This window comes from Actinoplanes sp. NPDC048796 (assembly GCF_040650035.1).
Classification (GTDB): domain Bacteria; phylum Actinomycetota; class Actinomycetes; order Mycobacteriales; family Micromonosporaceae; genus Actinoplanes.
Genome location: NZ_JBEZGO010000009.1, coordinates 127,406 through 151,617, shown reverse-complemented (window position 1 = coordinate 151,617; position 24,212 = coordinate 127,406). Strand labels below are relative to the sequence as shown.

General features: G+C 72.5%; 20 protein-coding genes. 10 read left to right on the top strand and 10 right to left on the bottom strand.

Going from position 1 to position 24,212, the window contains the following annotated elements; all coding sequences use genetic code 11:
- Positions 1-65 precede the first annotated feature (65 nt).
- Positions 66-386 (top strand): nuclear transport factor 2 family protein, encoded by a 321-nt coding sequence (locus AB0C26_RS32005; RefSeq protein WP_360255083.1) that lies wholly within the window; start codon positions 66-68, stop codon positions 384-386.
- A gap of 80 nt (positions 387-466) precedes the next feature.
- Here the strand turns inward: AB0C26_RS32005 and AB0C26_RS32000 are convergent, their stop codons facing one another.
- The 6 genes from AB0C26_RS32000 to AB0C26_RS31975 all read right to left on the bottom strand — a co-directional run bounded on the left by AB0C26_RS32000 (position 467) and on the right by AB0C26_RS31975 (position 5,851).
- The gene (locus tag AB0C26_RS32000; protein ID WP_360255081.1) at positions 467-706 is read right to left on the bottom strand and encodes a MoaD/ThiS family protein; all 240 of its coding nucleotides are present in this window, start codon (positions 704-706) and stop codon (positions 467-469) included.
- 32 nt (positions 707-738) lie between these two features.
- A complete protein-coding gene (gene moaA / locus AB0C26_RS31995) occupies positions 739-1,755 on the bottom strand; it encodes a GTP 3',8-cyclase MoaA (RefSeq protein ID WP_360255079.1) in 1,017 nt (338 codons plus the stop codon).
- Entirely contained in the window at positions 1,752-2,192 is a 441-nt protein-coding gene (locus AB0C26_RS31990; RefSeq protein ID WP_360255077.1) for a molybdenum cofactor biosynthesis protein MoaE, read from the bottom strand. Before AB0C26_RS31990 ends, moaA begins: the two co-directional genes overlap by 4 nt.
- A gap of 76 nt (positions 2,193-2,268) precedes the next feature.
- Positions 2,269-4,371: a xanthine dehydrogenase family protein molybdopterin-binding subunit gene (locus tag AB0C26_RS31985; RefSeq protein WP_360255075.1), complete on the bottom strand. Its 2,103-nt coding sequence runs from the start codon at positions 4,369-4,371 to the stop codon at positions 2,269-2,271.
- Positions 4,368-5,375 carry a xanthine dehydrogenase family protein subunit M gene (locus tag AB0C26_RS31980; protein WP_360255073.1) on the bottom strand — a complete coding sequence of 336 codons (1,008 nt, stop codon included), beginning with the start codon at positions 5,373-5,375 and terminating at the stop codon, positions 4,368-4,370. Before AB0C26_RS31980 ends, AB0C26_RS31985 begins: the two co-directional genes overlap by 4 nt.
- A complete protein-coding gene (locus AB0C26_RS31975) occupies positions 5,375-5,851 on the bottom strand; it encodes a (2Fe-2S)-binding protein (protein WP_360255071.1) in 477 nt (158 codons plus the stop codon). The genes AB0C26_RS31980 and AB0C26_RS31975 overlap by 1 nt, the downstream gene beginning before the upstream one ends.
- Before the next feature lie 193 nt (positions 5,852-6,044).
- On the opposite strand from AB0C26_RS31975, the gene AB0C26_RS31970 reads away from it, so the two are divergent.
- Together AB0C26_RS31970 and AB0C26_RS31965 are read left to right on the top strand one after the other, a co-directional pair.
- On the top strand, positions 6,045-7,121 hold the full coding sequence (locus AB0C26_RS31970; protein ID WP_360255069.1) for a hypothetical protein: 1,077 nt from the start codon (positions 6,045-6,047) through the stop codon (positions 7,119-7,121).
- Positions 7,122-7,145: 24 nt separating this feature from the next.
- A complete protein-coding gene (locus tag AB0C26_RS31965; protein ID WP_360255066.1) occupies positions 7,146-8,210 on the top strand; it encodes an XdhC/CoxI family protein in 1,065 nt (354 codons plus the stop codon).
- Positions 8,211-8,368: 158 nt separating this feature from the next.
- Here the strand turns inward: AB0C26_RS31965 and AB0C26_RS31960 are convergent, their stop codons facing one another.
- Both AB0C26_RS31960 and AB0C26_RS31955 read right to left on the bottom strand, forming a co-directional pair.
- Positions 8,369-9,379: an aldo/keto reductase gene (locus AB0C26_RS31960; protein ID WP_360255064.1), complete on the bottom strand. Its 1,011-nt coding sequence runs from the start codon at positions 9,377-9,379 to the stop codon at positions 8,369-8,371.
- A gap of 9 nt (positions 9,380-9,388) precedes the next feature.
- Complete coding sequence (locus tag AB0C26_RS31955) at positions 9,389-10,090, bottom strand: response regulator transcription factor (protein WP_360255062.1); 702 nt, start codon at positions 10,088-10,090, stop codon at positions 9,389-9,391.
- A gap of 101 nt (positions 10,091-10,191) precedes the next feature.
- Between AB0C26_RS31955 and AB0C26_RS31950 the strand changes: the two genes are divergently transcribed.
- Positions 10,192-12,801, top strand: a complete 2,610-nt coding sequence (locus AB0C26_RS31950) for a LuxR family transcriptional regulator (RefSeq protein ID WP_360255060.1) — start codon at positions 10,192-10,194, stop codon at positions 12,799-12,801.
- Here AB0C26_RS31950 and AB0C26_RS31945 read toward each other — a convergent pair.
- Positions 12,785-13,354: a histidine kinase gene (locus AB0C26_RS31945; protein WP_360255058.1), complete on the bottom strand. Its 570-nt coding sequence runs from the start codon at positions 13,352-13,354 to the stop codon at positions 12,785-12,787. The genes AB0C26_RS31950 and AB0C26_RS31945 overlap by 17 nt on opposite strands.
- Positions 13,355-13,434: 80 nt before the next feature.
- Between AB0C26_RS31945 and AB0C26_RS31940 the strand changes: the two genes are divergently transcribed.
- From AB0C26_RS31940 to AB0C26_RS31925, 4 genes are all read left to right on the top strand, one after another.
- On the top strand, positions 13,435-16,143 hold the full coding sequence (locus AB0C26_RS31940; RefSeq protein ID WP_360255054.1) for an AAA family ATPase: 2,709 nt from the start codon (positions 13,435-13,437) through the stop codon (positions 16,141-16,143).
- Between the two features lie 57 nt (positions 16,144-16,200).
- Positions 16,201-17,559 carry an FAD-binding oxidoreductase gene (locus AB0C26_RS31935; protein WP_360255052.1) on the top strand — a complete coding sequence of 453 codons (1,359 nt, stop codon included), beginning with the start codon at positions 16,201-16,203 and terminating at the stop codon, positions 17,557-17,559.
- Positions 17,560-17,658: 99 nt separating this feature from the next.
- Positions 17,659-19,278, top strand: a complete 1,620-nt coding sequence (locus AB0C26_RS31930; RefSeq protein ID WP_360255049.1) for a methyl-accepting chemotaxis protein — start codon at positions 17,659-17,661, stop codon at positions 19,276-19,278.
- Positions 19,279-19,368: 90 nt separating this feature from the next.
- The gene (locus tag AB0C26_RS31925) at positions 19,369-21,261 is read left to right on the top strand and encodes an acyl-CoA dehydrogenase family protein (RefSeq protein WP_360255047.1); all 1,893 of its coding nucleotides are present in this window, start codon (positions 19,369-19,371) and stop codon (positions 21,259-21,261) included.
- A 3-nt stretch (positions 21,262-21,264) separates the two neighbouring features.
- Here the strand turns inward: AB0C26_RS31925 and AB0C26_RS31920 are convergent, their stop codons facing one another.
- Positions 21,265-21,585 (bottom strand): hypothetical protein, encoded by a 321-nt coding sequence (locus AB0C26_RS31920; protein ID WP_360255045.1) that lies wholly within the window; start codon positions 21,583-21,585, stop codon positions 21,265-21,267.
- 135 nt (positions 21,586-21,720) lie between these two features.
- On the opposite strand from AB0C26_RS31920, the gene AB0C26_RS31915 reads away from it, so the two are divergent.
- Positions 21,721-22,407, top strand: coding sequence for a CBS domain-containing protein (locus AB0C26_RS31915; protein ID WP_360255043.1), 687 nt, complete (start codon positions 21,721-21,723; stop codon positions 22,405-22,407).
- 109 nt (positions 22,408-22,516) lie between these two features.
- Entirely contained in the window at positions 22,517-24,211 is a 1,695-nt protein-coding gene (locus AB0C26_RS31910; RefSeq protein WP_360255041.1) for a histidine kinase, read from the top strand.
- Position 24,212: the final 1 nt, after the last annotated feature.

Genomic DNA, 24,212 nt, shown 5'->3' with positions numbered 1-24,212 from the left:
TCAGACAGGCCGCCGCGTTGCTGGCCGCATTGCCACCCCTTCGCCATCGCCACCGAGGAGAGAAGATGAACCACCTGACCGAACCCGTCCAGCGCGCGCTCGACGCGGCCAACGCCAACGACATCGACGCCTTCCTGGCCTCCTTCACCGACGACGGGGTGGTCGACGACTGGGGACGCGAGTTCCGGGGCGCCGAGCGCATCCGGGGCTGGAGCGACAACGAGTTCATCGGCAAGCAGGTCGCTCTGACCGTCAAGGACATCCACGTCCAAGGCGCCGACATCACCGTCACCGTCGAGGTCGGCGGCAACGGCTACACCGGCCCGGGTCACTTCACCTTCCGCGTGGACGGCGACCGCGTGTCCCGGATGACGATCCGGGCCTGACCGGCGGGCAGCTCCGTGGGGCGCGGGCCGGCTCGGCCGCGCCCCACGGAGCTTCGGCGTGACGCCGATGGATCTCGCGGCTATCCTCCGGCGAACGGAGGCAGGACATCGACGACGGCGCCGGCCGGCAGCGGCCGATGTGGATCATGACAGGCCGTGCTGTCGACCAGAAAGCTCGACGATGCCAGGACGGCGGCCAGACGCTCACCGTGGCGCGCGGCGAGAACGCGATTCATCTGGCCGAGGGTCGTCGCTGAGATCGTCTCCGACGAGAGACCGCCGGCGGCGGCGCGAGCCGCCGCGAAGTATCGAACTATCATGATCTGCCCCTTGTGTGAGCGCCGTGGCGACGTCATCCACCGATGGCGGACATCGGCCGGTCCGGCTGGCGGAACGAAGGATCATCGATGCCGTGGCCGGCGGGCTTGCCCCGCATGGCGGCTCGCCAGGCGGCGGCGATTTCTTGGTCGGTGGCGCCGTTGCGCAGCAGCGAGCGCAGATCGCTCTCCTGCGAGGCGAACAGGCAACTGCGGATCTGCCCGTCGGCGGTGAGGCGGGTCCGGTCACAGGCGCCGCAGAACGGCTGCGTCACACTCGCGATGAGGCCCAGGCGTGCCGGTTCGCCGGCCGCGTCGACGTGCCCGGGCACCAGCCAGATTTCGGCCGGGGCGGCACCGCGCCGGTTCTGATCGGGGACGAGCCCATAGGAGACGAGGCTCGCCGTGATTTCCTCGGCGGTCACCATGTCCAGGCGGCGCCAGCCGTGCTGGGCGTCCAGCGGCATCTGTTCGATGAAGCGCAGCTGGTAGCCGTGGCGGAGGGCGAAGTCCAGCAGCGCTGGTGCTTCGTCGTCGTTGACGCCGCGGATGAGCACCGCGTTGATTTTCACCGGGGTCAGGCCGGCGGCCGCCGCCGCGCTCAGCCCGCGCAGCACGTCGGCGTGCCGATCGCGCCTGGTCAGGGTGTGGAAGCGGTCGGGTCGCAGAGTGTCGAGGGAGACGTTGACCCGATCGAGGCCGGCCCCGCGCAGCGCTGCGGCGAGCCGATCGAGCCCGATGCCGTTGGTGGTCAGCGACAACGCCGGGCGTGGGCGGAGCCGGGCGATCCGGTCGACGATGCCGACGAGGCCACGACGGATCAGCGGTTCCCCGCCGGTGAAGCGAACCTGGGTCACCCCCAGAAGCTCGACCGCCACCCGAACCAGCCGCACGACCTCGTCGTCGCTGAGCTGTTGCTCGCGCGGCATCCAGGCGAGCCCTTCCTCGGGCATGCAGTAGCCGCAGCGCAGGTTGCAGCGATCGGTCAGGGACACGCGGAGGTCCGTGGCGACCCGGCCGAAGCGGTCGGTGAGCCCGCTGGTCGATGTCATGGGCAGTTCACCCATTCGTCGGTGCCGTCGAGGAACACTTGGTGCTTCCAGATCGGCAACCGCGCCTTCGCTTCCTCCACCAGCCGGGCACAGGCGGCGAACGCGTCGGCCCGGTGCGCGGTGCTCACCGAGGCCATCAGCGCCAGGTCGCCGACGCGCAGCGGGCCCACGCGGTGGGAGACGGCGAGGCGGACGACGTGGGGGTCGGCGGCGACGTCCTCAGCCACCTGGCGCAGGATCTCGTCGGCGTCCGGGTGGCATTCGTAGTTGAGCTCGAGGACGGCGCGGTCGTGGTCGTGGTCACGCACGACACCGTGGAAGGACACGACGGCGCCGGCCCGCCGGTCGGCCACCGCCGCCTCGTGCTCCGTCGCTCGCAGCTTCGCCCGGGTCACCCGGGCGAGCGCGACCTTGGTGGCGAACGTATGAGTGGTCATGGTGCTACTCCTTCAGCCGGGAGGGTGGGACCGGTGACGGGCTGACGCCACCGGCCCCGCCCGACAGCGGACCCCGCTACAGCAGGTCCGCGAGGGTGATGGGCAGTTTTCGGATTCGCCGCCCGGTGGCGTGGAACACCGCGTTGGACACCGCGCCGGCGACGCCCACCATGGAGACCTCGCCCAGCCCTTTGACACCGACGGGATTGAGCTGATAGTCGGGCTTGTCGATGAAGTCGACGTCGATCTGCCCGATGTCGGCGTTGACCGAGACGGGGTATTCCTCCAGGGTCGCGTTGACGAACCCGCCGTAGCGGCTGTCGAGCTCGAGGTGTTCCCGCAGAGCCGCGCCCAGCCCCCAGGTGACCGCGCCTCTGACCTGGCTCGCCGCTGTGACCGGGCTTGCCACGGCGCCGCAGTCGGCGACGCTGACCACACGGGGCACCCGGATGCGGCGAGTACCCTTCTCGACGCGGACCTCCACGAAATGCGCGACATAGCTGAAGGTCACGAAGCTGTCGTATACCGGGCCGGCCAGTGTCACCAGGCCGGTGCGCGCTCGCTCGACCATCGCCTCGGGCAGGCCGTTGCTCGCGGTCACCGTGACCGGCAACGTGCCCCCGAGTTGCGGCCGCAGTTCCAGGACGGCGGCGCGGACCGCGGGCAGCGCCGAAGCGGTGCCCCACGAACCGGCGGTCAGATGCTGGGTCGCGACTCGGGTGTCACCCACGCCGACGCGGATCAGAGCCGGGTCCGCCTCGAGGAGCTCGGCCGCGAGCAGGGCGATCGCCGACCGGATGCCCTGGCCCATCTCGTGGCCGTCCACATCGATCTGGAACGTGCCGTCGGCGTTGGCCGTGACCCGGGCGACGGCCGGGGTCATCGAGGCCGGATAGGCTCCGATGGCCACGCCCCAGCCGATCTGCGCGCCGTCCGGGTCCAGCCAGCTCCCCGGCCGCGCCGGCCGCCGGGACCAACCGAACATCTCCGCCCCTCGGCGTAAGCACTCGGACACATGCCGGGAGGAGAAGGGCAGGCCGGTGACGGGGTCGTGCGTGGCGTCGTTGGCCAGCTTGAGCTCGAGTGGGTCCATGCCGAGCTGGTACGAGATCTCATCGACGGCTGATTCGACCGCCCACGCCGCGGGATGCTCGAACGGCGCCCGCATGTATCCCGGCGTCTGCACATCCGTTTGCACCAGCCGTTGGCGCCCGCGGAACGCGGGCACGCCGTACAGCCGCGAACTGACCTCGGTGAAGGTGGCCGGGAACAGATCGTGCCTCGACGTCTGCTGGTCGGCCTCGTGCACGATCGCCGTGAGACGGCCGCCGCGGTCGGCGCCCACTTTGATGCGGTGACGGCTCTGCGGCCGAAAGCTTCCACTGTGGAACGTCTGAGGCCGGGTCAGGACGAGTTTGACGGGACGGCCGAGCCGGCGGGCCGCGACGGCGAGCGGTCCGGTGTGATTCTGCAGGGAGTTCTTCTGGCCGAAGGCGCCACCCAGGTAGGGGGAGATGACCTCGATCTTGGATGCGTCCAGGCCGAGCTGTTGCGCCAGGCCGTTACGGACGGCCGCGGCATTCTGGGTGCCCTCGTGCACGACCAGCGTGTCACCGCGCCACTCGACCACACTCGCCAGCAACTCCATCGGAGCGGGGTTCTGCGGCGGATGGTCGTAGGTCTGCTCGACTCGGACGTCGGAGCCGGCGATCGCGGCGTCGGCGTCGCCGAACTTGATGTCCTTGAGGAACGGCAGGGGGATCGCCTCCTCCTGCACCACGGCCGTCGCGCCGGGGTCGTCCAGGCTCACCGCGAACGGTTCCGTGACGTACGTGGCGCCGATCAGAGACGCCGCGTAGGTCGCGGTGACCGGGTCGTCGGCGACCACGAGCGCGATGGGCTGGCCCTTGTAGGCGATCCGGTCGGTGGTCAGCGGCTGGAAGCTCTGCACGGCGAAGCCGCCGCCCATGACGAATCCCGCCGGGCGCAGTTCGTCGATGTGGGTGAGAACCAGGCGCACGCCGGGCACCTCGGACGCCCTGGTGGTGTCCACCTCGGTGATCTGGCCGCGGTCGATGGTCGCGGTGGCGAAGGCGGCGTGGGCCAGCCCGTCCGGCACCTGATCGGAGCCGTACAGTGCGGCGCCGCGCACCTTGTCTCGGGCATCTACGCGGCTCACGACTCACTCCTCGACAGGCTGAGCAGGGACTGGGCGACGGTGTGAACGCCCAGCTCGACCTTGAACGCGTTGGCCCGCCCCGGTTCCGCACCGCGCATGGCGATCTCGCCGGCGGTCCGGGCCGCGTCCTCGGTGAGCGGCCGGCCGATCAGCCATTGCTCCGCCGCCGCGGCACGCCACGGCACAGTCGACACGCCCCCGAGGGCGATGCGGCACTCGATGACCGCGGCCTCCGCCGGCGAGCCGGCCAGCACCAGGCCGACCGCGGCCGAGGCGAACGCGAACGCGTAGCTCTCCCGTGGCCTGATCTTCAGGTACGCCGATTTCGCAGCCACGGCGGTGATCGGCAGCCGGACCTGGGTGATCACCTCGCCCGGCCGCAGGACGTGCTCGACGTGCGGGGTGTCGCCCGGCAACGGGCGCAGCTGGGCCACCGGCAGGCTCCGTGCGCCGTCGGGCCCGAGCACGTCGACGACGGCGTCGAACGCGACCAGCGCGACAGCGAGGTCCCCGGGGTAGGTGGCGATGCAGTCGTCGCTGGTGCCCAGCACCGCCATACCGCCGTCCACGCCGTCACGCGCCGCGCAGCCGGTACCGGGATCGCGCTTGTTGCACGGGTACGGCACTCCACCGCGGAAGTACGCACACCGGGTGCGCTGCATCAGGTTCCCGCCGATGGTGGCCATGTTGCGCAGCTGCTGCGACGCCGAGCGCCACAGCGACTCCGAGACCGCCGGGAACAAGCGGCGCACCTCGGGATGAGCCGATACCGCCGACATCCGCGCGCCCGCGCCGATCACCAGTTCGCCGGCGCGAACCTCGAGGTGGTCGAGTTCACGCAACAGGTGGATGTCGACCACGGCCGCCGGTGCCTCGACGCCGATCTTCATCATGTCGTACAGCGTCGTTCCGCCGGCCAGGAGCTTGGTGGACTCCCCGCCCGCGCGCAGCGCCTCGATCGCTTCGTCCAGCGTCCGCGGGCGGAAGTAGGTGAACGGCAGCATCAGGAAGCCTCCGTACGGTGCGCGCACTGCCGGATCGCCGCGACGATGCCCGGGTAGGCGCCGCACCGGCAGACGTTTCCGCTCATGTACTCGCGGATGTCGTCGTCGGTGCCGGCGTTGCCCTCGGCGATGCAGGCGATGCCGGACATGATCTGTCCCGGGGTGCAGTAGCCGCACTGAAGGGCGTCGTTCTCGATGAACGCCTCCTGCAGCGGGTGCAGGCCGCCGCCGGGCCCGCTGATCCCCTCGATGGTGGTGACGTGCCGGCCCTCGACCTGTACGGCCGGAGTCAGGCAGGACAGCACGCGCTGCCCGTCCAGGTGCACGGTGCACGCCCCGCAGTGCCCCTGATCGCAGCCCTTCTTGGGGCCGGTGATCCGCAGCCTTTCCCGTAGCACGTCCAGCAGGCTCTCGCGCGGATCGAGGTCGAGCTGCTGGTGGGTGTCGTTGACGGTGAACGTTGTCGGTACGACCACGACGAGTCCCTCCAAATGTCGGTGACGGACGTCCACCTCAGGGTGCGCGCCACGGGCGGCCCGGTCTGTATGGCCTTCTGTACGGCGAGCAGGGGTTTTCCGCGGGCGGCCGTGGGGTTTACCCCATGGCCGGTGCCGCGTCACCGCCCAACACTCGACTCGAGACGATCGGAGCGGCTCAGGGGGAGAACCGGTGACACATCACATCAGGCTGCGGCAGCCGGCGGCGGGAGCTGCCGGGCTCCTGTTCGTCCTGCCGGTGTTCCTCGTGCTGGTTTTCGCCGCCGGAGGTGCCGAGACGGCACTTCGGGTGGTCGGCCCGGTCGCCACCTTCGGGCTGCCGACGGTGGCGATGATCGCCTTCTGGTGGGACGACTGGCCGGGTACCGGCCTGCCGGGGGAGTGGTCGGCGGTGACGGACACGGTGATGGCGCTGGTCGCGGCGGTTCTGTTCACCCTGCTCGGTCAGGCGGTGATCGACCGTGTCGACGTGACCGCTCTTGTGCATCCCTACCCCGGGCCGGGTCATACGGCCATCTGGCCCGCGACGCTGCCTCTGGCGGCCGGAGTGTTCACGGCGATGCTGCAACTGACTCTGGTCGGGGAGGGCTTTCCCGTACGCCACCTGCCGCGGGCTGCGGCCGGGGTGACCGCACTGACGCTGTGCTGGGTCGTCGGCGCGGCCGGCTACCTGCTGGTGGTGCGAGGTCACCTGATGGAGCCCGGTGCCTACGGCGCTTGGCTCACGGTGATCGGTGCGTGGCAGGTGGTCCCGTACGTGGCGTTGCGCGGCTGGCCGATCACACTGATCCGCCGACCCCATCTGCGCAGGTTGACCGGCAACCTCGTGGTCCTGGGCGGCGCGAGCCTCACCTATCTCGTGGCCCGGCACGGGGCGGCCTGGCCCGCTACCCGCATCACCGCGATAGCCGGATGCGCCGTAGCCGGATCGCTCCTGGTCGGCATGCTGTTCGACTCATGGATTCTCGACCGGCTCCGGCCGGCTTCCGGGCGCGCGACCGTCCTGGGGGCCGTGGTCTCGGCCACCGCCGTGATCTATGGCCTGCTCCGTCTCTGCGTGGCCGGACACGTCTGGCGGCCCGGCGCGAACACCGATGACTGGATCGCCTTCGCGGCGCTCAACGGCATCGGCTTGGCGATCATCCTGCACGTGGCGATCTGGCACCGCTGGCCCGTGACAGTGGCCGAGGACAAGCAAACCCGCGGGACCGACGGCGCCGCGGCGCCGGCTGGTACCGGCGCTAACTGACATCAAGCGGCATAGGAGCCTACGGTGCTCGACGTATTGGACGATCTCTTGCGATGGTGGAACGACGGGCAGCCCGTCGGCGTCGCCACGGTGGTGAGCACCTGGCGTTCGGCTCCGCGGCTGCCGGGCGCGACCATGCTGGCCGGACCGGACGGCACGGCTGTCGGCAGCCTGTCCGGCGGTTGCGTCGAAGGAACGGTGTACGAACTGGCCCGCGAAGCAGCCGAGACGGGAATCTCCGGCCTTCACCGCTTCGGCGTGAGCGATGATGACGCCTTCGCCGTAGGGCTCACATGCGGCGGGACTCTTGAGGTGTTCGTCGAACGTGTCGACCGGGCGACCTTCCCGCAACTCGGGTCGGTCGCCGCCGCGATCCGGGCCGGAGCGCGGGTGGCCGTGGCCACCACCGTCTCCGGACCCCCGCGGCGCGCCGTGATCTGGCCACAGCACACCGACGGCGACCCAGGGCACGGTGAGGCCGTCCGCGCCATGTGGCAGCAGGGCCGCACCGGCCTGGTGGAGCAGGACGGAACGCCGGTGTTCGTAGCTTCCTACCAGCCGCCGCCCCGCCTCATCATCTTCGGCGCGACCGATTTCGCGGCGGCCCTGGCTCGGGTCGGGAAGATCCTCGGATACCGGACGACCGTGTGCGACGCCCGCCCGCTCTTCGCCACCGAACGGCGCATGCCCGGCGCGGACGAGGTGGCGGTGGACTGGCCGCACCGATATCTCGAGGCTGAGGCCGAGGCCGGCCGTATCGACGAACGCACCGCGATCTGCGTTCTGACGCACGATCCCAAGTTCGACATCCCCGCCCTGCGGGTGGCCTTGCGGTTGCCTGTGGCCTACGTGGGGGCCATGGGATCCCGCCGCACACACGACCAGCGACTCGAACGTCTGCGCGACAGCGGTGTGCCCGCCGAACATCTGGCTCGGCTGTCATCACCGGTCGGCTTGGACCTCGACCCGCGAACTCCCGAGGAGACGGCGGTCAGCATCGGCGCCGAACTCCTGCTGCTTCGCTCCGGCCGCAGCGGGCGCCGGTTGTCGCACACGAGCGGGCCGATCCACCACCCGGCTGCCCCATGAGCGCCCGCCGTGACCGCGACGGCGGGCGCTCGTTTTCTCTCCTCGAGGATCAGCTTCAAGGGGCGCTGGTACGAGAGGGCCGACTTGGACCGCGTGTCAGTTCAGGTTCCCTTTTTAAGGGCGCGCACGTGCATGCTGTCGATGCTTGCCCGCGACCCTTAACGCTCGCTGTCGAGCATGGCCATCATCGGGGCGGCGTAGCGGTCGCCGGCGGCGGACCCGGCCGGGACGGCCTCCTCGATCTGGCGCAGCACGGTCTCGCTCAGTGTGAGGTCGGCCGCGTGCAGCGACTCGGCCAGGCGGTCGCGGCGGCGGGCGCCGACCAGCGGCACGATGTCGGCGCCCTGGGCCAGCACCCAGGCGATGGCCACCTGGCCGGTCGTGGCGCCCAGCCGCTCGGCCACCCGGGACAGCGCCTCGACCAGGCGCAGGTTCGCCTCGAGGTTCTCGCCCTGGAAGCGGGGGCTGTGGGCCCGGAAGTCGGCGCCGGTCAGTGCCCGCTCGGCCGACCAGTGGCCGCTGAGCAGACCGCGGGAGAGCACGCCGTACGCGGTGAGGCCGATGCCGAGCTCGCGCAGCACGGGCAGGATCTTGCGCTCGGGGCCGCGGGACACCAGCGAGTACTCGATCTGCACGTCGCTGATCGGCGCGGCCGCGGCGGCCCGGCGCAGGGTGTCGGCGCCCACCTCGGACAGTCCGATGTGCCGGATGTAGCCGGCCTGGCGCATCTCGTCGAGCGCGCCGATCGTCTCCTCGACCGGGATGTGCGGGTTCAGCCGTGACGGCCGGTAGATGTCGATGTAGTCGGTGCCGAGGCGGCGCAGCGAGTACGCCAGCCGGTCCTTCACGGCGGCCGGTGACACGTCGTACGGCACCTGCTGGAAGCCGCCGTCGGGAGTCCGCCGGGCGCCGAACTTGACGCTGAGCACCACCTCGGACCGGTCGCGTTCGCGCAGGGCGCGGCCGATCAGCATCTCGTTGTGCCCGGAGCCGTAGAAGTCGCCGGTGTCGATGAGCGTGACGCCGGCGTCGATGGCCGCGTGCAGCGTCGCGATGCTCTCCCGCTCGTCGGCCGGGCCGTACAGGTCGGACATGCCCATGGCGCCCAGGCCCAGGGTGGAGACCTCAGGCCCGTACGAGCCGAGCTTGCGTGTTCCGATCGTTGTCATGGTGCCATCTCACCTTCGGGTGCGGCCGGCGTCAGTGTGGAAAGCACACTGCTCCGAGCTCAGATAGTGGAGAACGGCCTGGACCCGGCGGTGCTGGTGACCGCCGGGACCGCCCAGGCCGAGCTTGGCGAAGACGCCGGTGACGTGCCGTTCCACGGCCGGGACGGTGATGAACAACTGGGCCGCGATGCCGGTGTTGGAGCGGCCCTCGCCCATCAGGGCCAGGACCTCGCGCTCGCGGGCCGTCAGGTGGGCCAGCGGGCCGTCCTTGCGCCCGCGCCGCAGCAGGCCGGAGATGACGTCGGGGTCGAGCGCGGCGTCGCCCGCCGCGACCCGGCGGACCGCGTCGACCAGGGTGTCGGCGACCGCGATCTTCTCCTTGAGCAGGTAGCCGACGCCGGTCGGGCTGGCCGCGACCAGTTCGAGGGCGAAGTCCTCCTCGATGAACTGCGAGACCACGACCACCGCGCACGCCGGATCGTCCCGGCGCAGTTGCAGGGCGGCCCACATGCCGTCGCGGCCGTCGCCGGAGGGCATGTGCAGGTCGGTCACGACCACGTCCGGCCGATACGCGCGGGCCTGCCCGAGCAGGCCGTCGGCGGTGGCGGCGGTGCCCAGCACGTCGACCCCGCCGCGTTCCAGCACGCGCACCATGCCCTCGCGGATCAGCGCGTGGTCGTCGGCCACGACGACCCTCAGCGTGCTGTTCATCCAGAAACCTCCCCATTCGGCGATCCTCTACACCATGATTGACGCCACCGCGAGGTGAGAGCACCAGTCGTTTGACTCGAACGACGGGGAGAATCGCCACCGTGAACGTTCTCGTGGGCCGGTCGGCGGACCTGGACTACCTCACCGCCTTCCTCGCCGAGCGGGGCGGCACGCTGCTGCTGACCGGCGAGCCCGGTGTCGGCAAGACCGCGCTGCTCGACGCGGCCGAGGCCACGGAGACCGGCGTCATCCGGGTTCCGGTGGCCGAGTACGAGGCGGAGGTCGCCTTCGCCGGCCTCAACCGCGCCCTGCTGCCGCTGCTCGACGAGATCGAAACGCTGGGCGAGGCCCACGAGCGGGCCCTGCGGGTGGCCCTCGGCCTCGGCGCCGGGCCCATGCCGGAGCCGCTGCTGCTGGCCAGCGCGGTCACGCTGCTGCTGCGCCGCGGCTCCCATCTGCTCATCGTGGACGACCTGCAGTGGATCGACCGGGCCAGTGCGCAGGTGTTCAGCTTCGTGGCCCGCCGGCTCGGCGGCAGCCGGGCGGCCGTCCTGGCCGCCTTCCGCACCGGTGGTTCCGGTTTCTTCGACCGTTCCGGCCTGCGGGAGTACGAGGTGAGGCCGCTCGACGAGCAGACGTCGGCCGGCCTGCTGGCCGAGCGGTTCCCCGCCCTCGATCCGCGAGCGCGCGACCGCGTGCTGGCGACCGCGCAGGGCAACCCGCTGGCGCTGCTGGAGTTGCCACAGGCACTGGGTGACGACCTCCCCTCGGTGCTCCCGTTGGGGGAGCGGCTGCAGCGGTTGTACGCGGACCGGATCGCCGCCCTGCCCGCCGAGACGAGGGCCGTGCTGCTCACCGCGGCCCTGGAGGGAGCGGCCGCCGCGGGCAGCCCCCGGCTGCTCGACGCCTTGGAGCCGGCCGAGCGGGACGACCTGGTCCGCGTCGACGGCGGCGCCGGGCGGGTGGTCTTCCGGCATCCCCTGATCCGTTCCGCGGTCGTGACCGGCTCCACCGCGGCCGAGCGGCGGCGCGCCCATCAGGCTCTCGCGGCCGCGTTCCCCGGTGACGTCGAGAGGCGCGCCTGGCATCTGGGCGAGGCCGCCACCGGCCCCGACGAACAGGTCGCGGCCCTGCTCGAGGAGGCGGCCCAGAGCCAGCTGCGCCGGGGCGACTACCAGGCCATGCTGGCCACGCTGACGCGGGCCGCCGACCTGAGCCCGCACGCCGCCGAGCGGGCCCGCCGGCTGGCCGAGGCCGCGTACGTGGGCGCCGAGTACATGGGTGAGGCCCGCAGCGCCGCCCAGCTGCTGGCCGAGGCCCGCCGGGCGGCGGGCGAGGCGGACGCGTCGCTGCACTACGCGGCGGCGGCCGCCCTGGTGATGCTCGACTCCGGCACCCCGGTCGACGTCGCGCACGCCTTCGTGCTGCGCGCCCTGCGGACCGGGGAGGGCCCGCGTGAGGGCGCTCAGTGGATGGTCGCCCTGCTCGCCTTCTTCGGCGGCCGGGCCGAGATGTGGGCGCCGCTGCACGACGTCCGGCAACCCGATCTGCGGCTGGCCATGGACCTGTTCGGTGATCCGGTCCGTACCGGCGTGGCCGCGCTGCCCCGGTTCGAGGCCGGTCTGGCCGCCGCCCAGCACGACACCAACCTCGACGCGGTGCTCAACCTGGTCGCCTGTGGCTGGTTCACCGACCGCATCGGCGTGCTGCGGGGCCGGCTGCTGGAGGCCGTCCACGACGGCGGACCGGCCCGGCTGCGCCTGGTCACGCTCATGAACCTGAGCGTCGACGACTTCCACCGCGGGGCCTGGGCGGAGCAGGCCGAGTTGGTCGCCGAGGGCCTGAGCGTCAGCGCGGCGCCGGGCACCCGGTTCTTCCGGTTCTACTTCTGGTACCACGAGGCGCTGCTGCACGCGGTGCACGGCCGGTCGGCCGAGTGCCGGGCCCGGGCCGAGCACATGCTCGACTGGGCGGCGCCGATCGGGGTCGGGCTGGCGGCCACGATGGCGCGGCACGCCCTGGTGCTGGAGGCGTACAGCCGCAACGACTTCGACGAGGCGTACCGGCACGCGGCCCGGATCAGCCCGCCCGGCACGTTCGCCCCATACGTGCCGATCGCGCTGTGGGTGGCCTTCGACCTGGTCTACGCGGCGCTGCGCACCGGCCGCCGGCACGACGCCGAGGCGCACGTGCGGGCCATGCGGGAGGCGGACGTGGCCGCGCTCTCGCCGCGGCTGGCGATCCTGTCGGCGGCGTGCGAGGCCCTGGTCTCCGACGACGACACGCTCTTCGCCCGGACGCTGGCAATGCCCACTGTGGAGCGGTGGCCGTTCGACGCGGCCCGCATCCGTCTGGCGTATGGGGAGAGGCTGCGCCGATCGCGCGAGGCGGTCGAGGCCCGGCACCAGCTGGAGATCGCCCACGCGGCCTTCCGCCGGCTCGGCGCCGGCCCCTGGGCCGACCGGGCCGAGGCCGAGTTGCGCGCCGCCGGGCAGGCCACCCGCACGCCGGCCGGCGCCCGTGGGGTCGAGTCGCTGACCCCGCAGGAGCTCCAGATCGCGCGAATGGCGGCCGGCGGCATGACCAACAAGGAGATCGCCGAGCGCCTGTTCCTGTCCCCGCGCACCGTGGGCGGCCATCTCTACCAGGTGTTCCCGAAGCTCGGCATCACGAAGAGGGCGGCCCTGCGCGACGCTATCGGTGACCTCTGAGCACCGCCGTCACCCGGGTTCCGGCGCCGGCCGGAGATTCGACGAGCAGGGTTCCCCCGTACGCGGCGACCCGGTCCCGCAGCGACCGCGGGCAGGCGCCACCCACCCCGTCGTCCTGCACCACGATCGTCAGCGTGCCGTCGTCCTCGGTGAGGGTGACAGCGGCCTGGTCCGCCCGCGCGTGCTTGGCCACGTTGGTCAGCGCCTCGGCGATCACGAAGTACGCGTTCGACTCCAGGTCGGCGTCGAACCGGCCGCTGGTGGCGTCGGTGACGGTCACCGGCACCGGCGAGCGGGCCGCGAGCGCCCGCACGGCCGGCACCAGCCCGCGCCGGCTCAGGATCGGCGGGTGGAGCCCGTACGAGAACGCGCGGATCTCCTCGATGGCCCGGGTCGCCGCCGCGATCGCCTCGTCCAGCGGCGCCGCCGCCGGTGACGAGTCGGGCAACGACCCCCGGGCGATCCGCAGATTGATCATCAGCGCCACGAGGCTCTGCTGGGCCCCGTCGTGGAGATCGCGGGCCAGCCGCCGGCGTTCGACTGCCTGGGTCATAGCGGCACTCTGCGCGCCCGGGCGCCCGCGAACACCGGCCATATGACCTAGGTGCCGCAGGTCACGCGTAAAATTCGCCGGTGACGTTGGTGGGACGGGACAGCGAGGTGGCGCGGCTCTCCGCGATGATCCACGCCGTCCGCGACCACGGTGCCGCCCTCGTGTTGCAGGGCGAGGCCGGCATCGGCAAGTCGGCCCTGCTCGCCCGGGCCGCCGCCACCGCCCGTACGGCCGGACTGCGGGTCCTGACCATGGCCGGCACCGAGGCCGAGGCCCATCTGCCCTTCGGCGGCCTGCACCAGATGCTCTATCCGGTCCACGACGCGTTCGGCCTGCTGCCGGCGGGGCAACAGGCGGCCCTGCGGGCGGCCCTGGGCCTGTCCGACGAGACCGTGCCCGACGCCTTCCTGGTCGGTTTCGCCGTGCTCAACCTGCTGGCCGAGCTCGCCGACACCACACCCACCCTGATCGTGGCCGAGGACGCGCATTGGCTCGACGCCGCCACCGCCGACGTGCTCAGCTTCCTCGCCCGCCGGCTGGAGTCCGAGCCGATCCTGCTGCTGGCCGCGGTGCGCACCGGCGCCGGCGTCACCCGCTGGACCGGGGCCGGCCTGCCCGAGCTGACCGTGCGGCCGCTGTCCGACGCCGCCGCGGCCGACCTGCTCGGCCAGTCGAAGGCGGGCCTCACCCCGCCCGAACGGCACCGGCTGCTGGCCGAGGCGGCCGGCAACCCGCTCGCCCTGATCGAGCTCCCGGCCGCGGTCGCCGCCACCCGCGGAACGCTGGCCGCGCCGTGGCTGCCGCTGACCGACCGGCTGGAACGGGCCTTCGTCGACCGGGCCGCCGGCCTGCCGCCCGACACGCTCGCGGCCCTGCAGGTCGCCGCCCTCAACGACGGCGCCGCCCTGGCCGAGATCGAGGACGCCAACGCCGCCCTGACCGGCCACCCGGTCGGGGCCGAGGCGCTGCGACCCGCCGTGGACGCCCGCCTCGTCGAGATCGATGACGACCGGCTGACCTTCCGCCATCCGCTGATCCGTTCGGCCGTCCATCAGAACGCCGGGCCCGCACGCCGTCGCGACGTGCACCAGGCCCTGGCCGGAGTGCTCACCACCGACCCCGACCGGCGGACGTGGCATCTCGCCTCGGCCGCCGACCGGCCGGACGAGACCGTCGCCGCCGCGCTGGAGGCGGTGGCCGCCCGTGCCCAGCGGCGGGGCGGCGCGGCCACGGCGGTGGCCGCCCTCGACCGGGCGGCCCGGCTCAGCCCGGACCCGTGGCGCCGCGCCGACCGGCTTCTCCGCGCGGCCGACGCCGGGGTCGACCTGGGCCGCACCGAGGTCGTCGACCGGCTGCTCGGCGCCGCCCGGGAACTCGACCTCACGGCCGGCCAGCGGGCCCGGGCCGCGTGGATCGGCGCCGCCTTCGACGACGGCATGCGCGACCGGGAGACCGACGCCACCACCCTGGCCGGTCTGGCCGGGGAGACCGCCGCCGCGGGTGACCTCGACCTCGGCGTGCGCATCCTGTGGAGCGCGGCCCTGCGCTGCTTCTGGTCCGAGCCCGGGCCGGACGCCCGCCGGCGGATCGTGGCCGTGGCCGAGGGCCTGCCGCTGGACCCGCACGACGCCCGGCTGCTGGCCATCCTGGCCTACGCGGCGCCGATCGACCGGGGCGCCGTGGTGATCGAACGGTCCCGGGAAGTGCTGGCCCAGCCGCTGCCCGACCCGCGGGCGGTGCGGTTGCTGGGCAGCGCCGCCGTGCTGGTCGGCTCCTTCGACGTGGCCCTCGCCCAGTCGGCCGCCTCGCTCACCGGGCTGCGTACGCAGGGCCGCCTGCAATTGCTCGCGCGAGCACTGGCCGCCCAGGCCTGGAGCGCCGTGCATCTGGTCGACCTCGCGGTCGCCATCCCGGCCGCCCAGGAGGCGAGCGACCTGGCCGAGGAGACCGGGCAGCCGTACCTGCTGGGGCTGATCCGGGCCAGCCAGGCCAAGCTGGCCGCCCTGCGCGGCGACTTCGACGGCGCGCGGCGGCTGGCCGGCGAGGCCGAGCGGCGGGGCCTGCCGGTCGGCGCCCGGCCGGTGCTCGCCACCGCCCAGCACGCCCGGGCCCTGGCCGCTCTCGGCGAGGGCGACCATGCCGAGGCTTTGGAGCGGCTGCTGCGCCTGCACGACCCGGGCGACCCGTCCTATCAGCCGGCGCTGCGCTGCCACACGATCGGCGACCTGGCCGACGCCGCCGCGCACGCCGGCCGCGCCGAGCTGATCGCACCGGTCATCGCCGAGATGGAGCGGGCGGCGGCCCGCACCCCGTCGCCGTCGCTGCACGACGGTTTGCGGCTGGCCCGGGCCCTGCTGGGCGACGACCCCTCGGCATATGAGGACGCCTTGGCCCAGGATCTGGATCGGCGGCCGTTCACGCGGGCGCGGGCCGAGCTGGCGTACGGGGAATGGCTGCGCCGCCGGCGGCGGGTCGCCGAGTCCCGTCAGCCGCTGCGGGCGGCGCGCGACGCCTTCGACGCGCTCGGCGCCGTGCCGTGGGGCGACCGGGCCCGGCGCGAGCTGCGCGCGGCCGGTGAGCGCAGCGGTCAGCGGGCCGCCGCCGCGACCGACCGGCTCACCGCCCACGAGTTCCAGATCGCCCAGCTGGCCGCGCAGGGCCTGACCAACCGCGACATCGGCAAGCGCCTCTACATCTCGCACCGCACGGTCGGGGCCCACCTGGCGAAGATCTTCCCCAAGATCGGCGTCACCTCACGCGTACAGCTGCGGGAGGCCCTGGAGGGTTGAGGTCTCCCACTCTCGCCGTCGTTTGGTGGTGACATCACCCGATGCCCGGGTGCCGGGGTGCGCCGCATCATCGACGGCGTGGACAACCTTGATCAACTTCGTGTCTTCCGGCCCGGCGAGCCGGAGTACGCCACCGCCTGCGCCACCTTCAACGTGCTCGCCCCACTGCGTCCGGCGCTCGTCGTCGACGCCGCGAGCGCGGCCGACGTCCAGCAGGCCGTCCGGTACGCGGCGGCCAACGGCCTCGCCGTGGCCGTCAAGGGCGGCGGGCACCTCCAGCCGGTTCCCGGCGACGGCGCCGTCCTGATCATTCTGGACCGGATGGCCGGCGTCACCGTCGACCCGTCGTCGGCGGTCGCCCGGGTCACCGGCTCGGCGCGCTGGGGCCAGGTCCTGGACGCGGCCGCCGAGCACGGCCTGGCGCCGCTCAACGGGTCCACGCCGACCGTCAGCGCCATCGGCTACGTCCTTGGCGGCGGTCAGAGCCCCACTCTCGGCCGGCAGTACGGCTACGCCAGCGACCACGTCACCGAGTTCGAGGTCGTCACCGCCGACGGATCGCTTCGGGTCGTGAACGACACTCAGGAGCCTGAGCTCTTCCACGCCCTCAAGGGCACCCGCGGCAACCTCGGCGTGGTCACCCGGATGGACATCGGCCTGCTGCGCCACCCCACCATCTACGCCGGCGGCATCTTCTTCCCCGGCGAGCAGATGACCACCCTGCTGCCGCTGTGGCGCGACTGGGCGGCCACCCTGCCCGAGAACGCCGGCACCTCGGTGGCCGTCGACCGGCTTCCTCCGGTGCCCGACCTGCCGCCGCACCTGCGCGGCGCCTTCCTGCTGCACGTACGGTTCGCCTTCACCGGCCCGGCCGACCAGGGCGAGGCCCTGCTGGCCCCGATCCGGGCCGCCGGCACCGCCGTCGACGACTCGGTGGCCGAGGTGCCGTACCGCGACTCCGCCCTGATGCACGCCGACCCGCTGAACCCGCTGCCGTACGTGGACAAGGGCCTCGGCGTGCGGGAACTCACGGACGAGGCGCTGGCCGCATTCCTGGGCGCCGTCGGCCCCGGGGTGGACTGCCCGCTGGTCACCGTCGAGATCCGGGCCCTCGGCGGCGCCCTCGACCGGGCCCCCGCGGCCCCGGACGCGGTGCCCTCGCGCGGGCTGCCCTTCCAGGTGCTCGGCATCGGCGCGGGCGGGCCGGACGACCTGCCGCGTCTGCGGGCCGCCCTGGACCGGCTCGTCGAGGCGCTGCGACCCTGGCGGTACGAGCACCAGATGGCCAACTTCATGACCGCCGGCGGAGCCGGGCTGCGCGACGTGTACGGGCCGGAGCTCTATGGAAGTGTCCTCGCCGTCAAGCACAAGTACGACCCGGACAACCTGTTCCGCGTGAACTTCAACTTCGTTTGACGGATTCGCCGATAGCGGTGAGGGGTGGGGCCGGGCACTTGCATAGTGAAGGTGGTAGTGGGTCTCCCTATCCTCGGATTCATCCGGAAGAGGACTGTTATGAGCACGATGACCCTTTCCGCCGCGCCGCGCCGGGCCTCGTTCGCGGATCTCAGCGTCAGCGTGAAGGTGATCGCCTCGGTCGCCACGGCGGCCCTGGTGGCGCTGGTCGTCGGGATCGTCGGGCTGGTGTCGCTCGGCCGGGCCAGCGACTCCGCCCAGCTGATCTACGCCAGCAACGTCGCCAGCATCAAGGCGATCGGGCAGATCAAGTTCGTCATGACGAAGACCCGCTCGGACGTCGCCAACCAGGCCCTCTCCCTCACCCCCGAGACGACGAAGCAGTTCACCGACGACGTCAAGACCGACATCACGGACGCCAACGCGGCCCTGAAGGCGTACCGCGGCACCATGCCGGCGGCGAACACCACCCAGATCGACGCGCTGGAGAAGACCTGGGACACCTACACCGGGCTGGTCGAGAACAAGCTCCTGCCCGCCGGCACCAGCAAAGACATCAAGACCTGGGTCTCGGTACGCAAGAACGAGACCCTGCCCGCCCTGAACTCGATCTACGACCAGCTCACCGACCTCGACAAGATCGAGACCGCCGACGCGGCCAAGAACGCCGCGAGCGCCCGGTCGGGGTACGAGTCCAGCCGGACCACCGCGATCGTCATCCTGGTCATCGGGCTGGCGCTGGCCCTGCTGCTCGGCTTCCTGGTCGCCCGCAAGATCGTGCAATCACTTTCCAAGGTCACGTACGTCTGTGACGGCCTCGCCGACGGCGATCTGACCCGCACGACCGGCCTGGAAACCCGCGACGAGCCGGGCCGGATGGGCCGCTCGCTGGACGCCGCCATGGCCCGGCTGCGCGCCACCATCGCGACCATCGAGGGCTCGGCCGCGTCCCTGGCCGGGGCGTCCGAGCAGATGACCGGCACATCGGCCCAGATCGCCGCCTCGGCCGAGGAAGCGTCGGTGCAGGCGCAGGCGGTGTCGGCCGCGGCCGAGCAGGTGTCGCGCAGCGTCGAGACGGTGTCGGCCGGTAGCGAGGAGATGGGCGCGTCGATCCGGGAGATCTCGCAGAACGCGGCCGAGGCGGCCCGGGTCGCGGCCGAGGCGGTGACCGTCACCGCGGCCACCTCGGCCACGATGAACAAGCTGGGTGACTCGTCGGCCGAGATCGGCAATGTCATCAAGACGATCACCGCGATCGCCGAGCAGACGAACCTGCTGGCGCTGAACGCGACGATCGAGGCGGCGCGGGCCGGTGAGATGGGCAAGGGCTTCGCGGTGGTCGCCTCCGAGGTGAAGGACCTGGCTCAGGAGACGGCGCGGGCGACCGAGGACATCTCCAAGCGGGTCGAGGCGATCCAGGCCGACACCAGCGGCGCGGTCACCGCGATCGAGGAGATCTCTCTGGTCATCGGCCGGATCAGCGAGTTCCAGACGACCATCGCGTCGGCGGTGGAGGAGCAGACGGCGACCACGGCCGAGATGAACCGCAGCGTGGCCGAGGCGTCCGGCGGCACCGGCGAGATCGCGCAGAACATCACCGGCGTGGCCGAGGCGGCCCGGATGACCAGCCAGGGCGTCGCCGAGACCCAGCAGGCCAACGCGGAGCTGGCCCGGATGTCGACCGAGCTGAGCAGCCTGGTCTCCTCGTTCCGCGTCTAGCCTGGGGGCGAAATCGCGGCATGCGCCAGACGCCTACCGCTTGGTAACACCGTTCAGTAGCGTGACGGCGAGCCAGGTCAGGGGGTAGCCGTGACGGCAACGCAGCCAACGCAGGCCCATGTCTCGGAGAAGCAGGCGCGGCAGGTCGCCGAGGCCGCTCGCGAGACCGAGTGGCGCAAGCCCAGCTTCGGTAAGGAGCTGTTCCTGGGCCGGTTACGGCTCGATCTGATCGACCCGTGGCCGGCCGCCGAGCCCGATCCGGCGTTCCTGGGCCGGCTCCGGGAGTACCTGCGTACCGTCGACGGGGCCCGGATCGAGCGGGAGGACCGGATCCCGGACGAGGTCTTCCACGGCCTGGCCGAGCTCGGCGCCTTCGGCATGAAGATCGACGAGACGTACGGCGGCCTCGGCCTGTCGAATCTGCATTACTGCAAGGCGCTGACCCTCATCGGGTCGGTCAGCCCGGCGGCCGGCGCGCTGCTGTCGGCGCATCAGTCGATCGGGGTGCCGCAACCGCTGAAGATCTTCGGCACGGCCGAGCAGAAGACCGAGTTCCTGCCCCGGCTGGCCGCCGGCGAGGTGTCCGCGTTCCTGCTCACCGAGCCCGACGTGGGCTCCGACCCGGCCCGCCTGGCCACCGTGGCCGAACCGGTCGAGGGCGGCTACCGGCTCAACGGGGTGAAGCTCTGGGCCACCAACGGCACCGTCGCCACCCTGCTGGTCGTCATGGCCCGCGTGCCGGGCCGGGGCATCACCGCCTTCGTCGTCGAGGGCGACGCGCCCGGCATCACCGTCGAGCGGCGCAACTCGTTCCTCGGCCTGCGCGGGCTGGAGAACAGCCTGACCCGCTTCCACGACGTCTTCGTGCCCGAGCGCAACGTCGTCGGCGGCCCCGGCAAGGGCCTGCGGATCGCGCTCACGACGCTCAACACCGGCCGGTTGTCGCTGCCCGCGATGTGTGTCGGGGCCAGCAAGCGGGCGCTGGCGATCGCCCGCGAATGGTCGGCCCAGCGCGTGCAGTGGGGCCATCCGGTCGGCCGGCACGAGGCGGTGGCCGGCAAGCTCGCCTTCATGGCCGCCACCACGTACGCGATGGAGTCGATGCTCGACCTGAGCTGCGCGATCGCCGACGACGACCGCAACGACATCCGCATCGAGGCGGCCCTGGTCAAGCTGTACGCCAGCGAGATGGCGTGGCGGATCGCGGACGAGCTGATTCAGATCCGCGGCGGGCGCGGTTACGAGCGGTCGGACTCGCTGGAGGCCCGGGGCGAGCGGGCCGCCGAGGCCGAACAGCTCCTGCGCGACCTGCGGATCAACCGCATCTTCGAGGGCTCGACCGAGATCATGCACCTGCTCATCGCCCGCGAGGCGGTCGACGCCCACCTCGCGGTCGCCGGCGACATCATCGACCCGGAGGCCGGCCTCGGCCGCAAGACCCGGGCCGGGGTACGGGCGGGGGCGTTCTACGCGAAGTGGCTGCCCACCCTGGCCGTCGGCCGGGGCCAGGCCCCTTCGGCGTACGCCGAGTTCGGGCCCCTGGCCGGCCACATGCGCTACGCCGAGCGCGCGTCCCGCAAGCTCGCCCGGTCGACGTTCTACGCCATGTCCCGCTGGCAGGGCAAGCTCGAACGCAAACAGGGCTTCCTGGGCCGGATCGTCGACATCGGCGCGGAGCTGTTCGCGATGTCCGCCGCCTGCGTCCGCGCCCGGGGCGAACAGGCCCACCGCCCGGAGGGCGTGGAACTGGCCGACCTGTTCTGCCGGCAGGCCCGTCTGCGCGCCGAGGCGCTGTTCGCCGCGCTCTGGGCGAACAACGACAGCGTGGACGTCCGAGCCGCCAAGCGCCTCCTGGCCGACCGCTACGCCTTCCTGGAAGAGGGCGTCCTCGCCCCGCACGCGGACGACCACCCGTGGGTCGCCGCCTGGGAGGCCGGCCCGTCCACGGCCGAGGACGTCCGCCGCCGCATTCCGCCCCGCTGACCGTCAGCGGTAGGTGGGCGTCGTCCGGTCACGCGTGTGGCAGCGCCGGCACTCGCGCACCTGCGGCGCGTTGAACTCGGTGTTCGCGTAGAGCCACGGCCCCCAGTCGTGCTCAGGCCAGGAGTCCGTCGCGCCGCACCGCAGGCACCGGCGGACCCGGTCGCAGCCGCCGGCGGCCGCGAACGCGCCCCAGTCGTGCCGGCCCCGCTCCTCGGTGCGGCCGCAGACCGCGCAGACGCGGACCGTCTCGCAGCGGCTTCCCGGGTGGGACCACTCTCCCGAATGCCGTCCCAGCGCGCACAGAGCCCGGCGAAAGATGTTCATCCCGGCCTCCTTCGTGGAGTGCTCACGTCCAGGCTAGGACGCCGCCCGGAGTGGCGGGAGGGCCGATCGGCTCTGACGCGCGCGGGCGCACCCCCGTACTGTGTCAGGAATTGAAGTCTGTCGAAGGAGGACGCCGTGAAGACCTGGACCGTCGATGACGTCATGACCAGGAAGGTCGTGTCGGTGAAGACGGCCGACTCCTACCGGGACGTGGTCGACCTGCTGATCGCCAACCGGCTGAGCGCGGTGCCGGTGGTCGACGACGCCCTGCAGGTGGCCGGTGTGGTGTCCGAGGCCGACCTGCTGCGCAAGGTCGAGTTCGCGGGCGAGGAACCGCGCATGTTCGAGGGCCGCCGGCGCCGGGACGAGCGGCGCAAGGCCGAGGCGAGCACGGTGGCCGACCTGATGAGCGCGCCGGCCGTGGTGACGGTCAGCGGCACGTCGATCGCCTCGGCGGCGAGGTTGATGGACCGGGAGAAGGTCAAGCGGCTGCCCGTGGTCGACGACGAGGGGCGGCTGGTCGGCATCGTCTCCCGCTCCGACCTGCTCAAGGCCCACCTGCGGCCGGACGACGAAATCCTCGCGGACGTGGAGTCGGGGGTCCTGCTGCCCTACGTGGACGACGAGGGCACCACGGTGACCGCGGCTGTCGTCGACGGCGTGGTGACGCTGTCCGGGCGAGTGCAGCGATACACCTCGGCCGAGATCGCCGAGCGGCTGACCCGGCAGGTGGCGGGCGTGGTCGAGGTGCGTTCCGAACTCGGGCACGACTACGACGACCGCCAGTTCCTCGACGTCCGCAAGGGCACCGTGGCCGGCTGACCACCCCCGTCAGCCGTCCAGCGGGGCGCGCGGGCCGCTACGTTCCCGGCGGGGAAGCGCGCGGGTGAGGCGGTTTGCTGGTGTATCCGAGGGGCGTAGCGTCAACCGGGTGCGGACGCTCCGCCCGACGACCACTGTGCTCGCCACGCTCGGCTCGGTGTTGCCGGCCGCGTGGGTGGGCGTCGTCGCGCTCGGAGTGAGCGAGGGGATCCCGCGGGCGCACGTCGCGGTCGTCGCCTGGATCGCGGCCGGGTACACGGTCGGCGGGCTGGTCGCGTGGCGTTGCCGGCCGGGCAACCGGTTCGGGCCGCTGATGATCGTCACCGGTGTGAGCAGCATGGTCGGGGCGCTGAGCTGGTCGGGCGGCCGGATCCCGCACACCGTCGGGCAGGCCGTGGACGTGCTTCCGCTCGTGCTGATCGTGCACGTCTTCCTGTCGTTCCCGACCGGCCGGCTGCGGGGGCGGGCGGAGCGGATCCTGCTGGCCGCCGGCTATCTGGCCGCGATCGCCGGTCAGCTCGCCGCGATGCTGCTCGGCGTCCTCGAACCGCACGTTCTGGCCGTCGTCGAGCGGCACACGCTGGGCACGGTCATCCATCAGACAGAACTGCTGGTGGTCAGCGCGGTCGCGCTGGGCGGCGCCGTGCTGCTGGTGCTGCGCCGCGGGCATCCGCTCCGCCGTTCGCTGTCGCTGGTCATCGACTCGTTCACCGTCGGCCTCATGATGATCGCGGTGTTGCTGATCGTCGGTGTCCTGGGTGGACCGGTGTTCCCTGTCGTTCAGCGGATCTGCCTGCTGCTGGTCGGTGTCGCCCCGGTCGCCTTCGTGGCCGGGCTGCTCCAGGCCCGGCTCGCCCGCAGCTCGGTCGGCGATCTGATCGTCGAGCTGCGGGCCGGGCCGGCCGACCTGCGCGGCCCGCTCGTCCGCGCGCTGCGCGACCCGTCGCTGGTGCTCACCTACTGGCTGCCGCAGTTCGGGGTCTGGGGCGACCAGGAGGGCCGGCCGGTGCGGCTGCCGGGCGACGCCACCCGAGTCACCATGATCTCCGACGACGGCCGGCCCATGGCGGCACTGGTGCACGACGCGGCCCTGCGCGACGAGCCGGCCCTGCTCGAGGCGGTCAGCGCGGCGGCCGCGATCGCGCTGCGGACCGGCCGGTTACAGGCCCAGCTACGGGCCAACGTGGAGGAGCTGCGCGGGTCGCGGGCCCGAGTGCTCGAGGCCGGTCAGCGCGAACGCCAGCGGCTGGAACGGGACCTGCACGACGGCGCCCAGCAACGGCTCGTCGCCCTCTCCCTCAACCTGGGCGTGCTGCGGACCCGGCTCGACGGGGACCCGGAGGCGGGTGCGCTGCTCGACCTGGCCCGTACCGAGATCGCGGTCTCCCTGGAGGAGCTGCGCCATCTGGCCCGTGGGCTGCACCCGGCGGTGGTCAGCGCGCACGGGCTGGCGGTGGCCCTGGAATCGCTGACCGCCCGGGCCGCCGTGCCGGTGCGGCTGACCGTCGACCTGCCGGGCCGGGTCGACGAGGCGATCGAGGTCGCCGCCTACTACGTGGTCTGCGAGAGCCTGACCAACATCGGCAAGCACGCGCAGGCGTCGTGCGCGGCCGTCGTGGTCACCCCGGCCGACGGCGCGATCGTCATCGAGGTCGTCGACGACGGGCGCGGCGGCGCGGACACCGAGCGGGGGACCGGCCTGCGCGGGCTGGCCGACCGGGTGGAGGCCCTCGGCGGCCGGTTGCGGGTGTGCACGCCGGCCGGTGGCGGCACCCGGGTGCGGGCGGAGCTGCCGTGCCGGTAGC

Coding starts and splice junctions, on each gene's coding strand:
- AB0C26_RS32000 (WP_360255081.1), bottom strand. CDS start 706: ATGATAGTTCGATACTTCGCGGCGGCTCGCGCCGCCGCCGGCGGTCTC.
- AB0C26_RS31960 (WP_360255064.1), bottom strand. CDS start 9,379: ATGACAACGATCGGAACACGCAAGCTCGGCTCGTACGGGCCTGAGGTC.
- AB0C26_RS31945 (WP_360255058.1), bottom strand. CDS start 13,354: ATGACCCAGGCAGTCGAACGCCGGCGGCTGGCCCGCGATCTCCACGAC.
- AB0C26_RS31980 (WP_360255073.1), bottom strand. CDS start 5,375: ATGCTGCCGTTCACCTACTTCCGCCCGCGGACGCTGGACGAAGCGATC.
- AB0C26_RS31920 (WP_360255045.1), bottom strand. CDS start 21,585: ATGAACATCTTTCGCCGGGCTCTGTGCGCGCTGGGACGGCATTCGGGA.
- moaA (WP_360255079.1), bottom strand. CDS start 1,755: ATGACATCGACCAGCGGGCTCACCGACCGCTTCGGCCGGGTCGCCACG.
- AB0C26_RS31955 (WP_360255062.1), bottom strand. CDS start 10,090: ATGAACAGCACGCTGAGGGTCGTCGTGGCCGACGACCACGCGCTGATC.
- AB0C26_RS32005 (WP_360255083.1), top strand. CDS start 66: ATGAACCACCTGACCGAACCCGTCCAGCGCGCGCTCGACGCGGCCAAC.
- AB0C26_RS31930 (WP_360255049.1), top strand. CDS start 17,659: ATGAGCACGATGACCCTTTCCGCCGCGCCGCGCCGGGCCTCGTTCGCG.
- AB0C26_RS31990 (WP_360255077.1), bottom strand. CDS start 2,192: ATGACCACTCATACGTTCGCCACCAAGGTCGCGCTCGCCCGGGTGACC.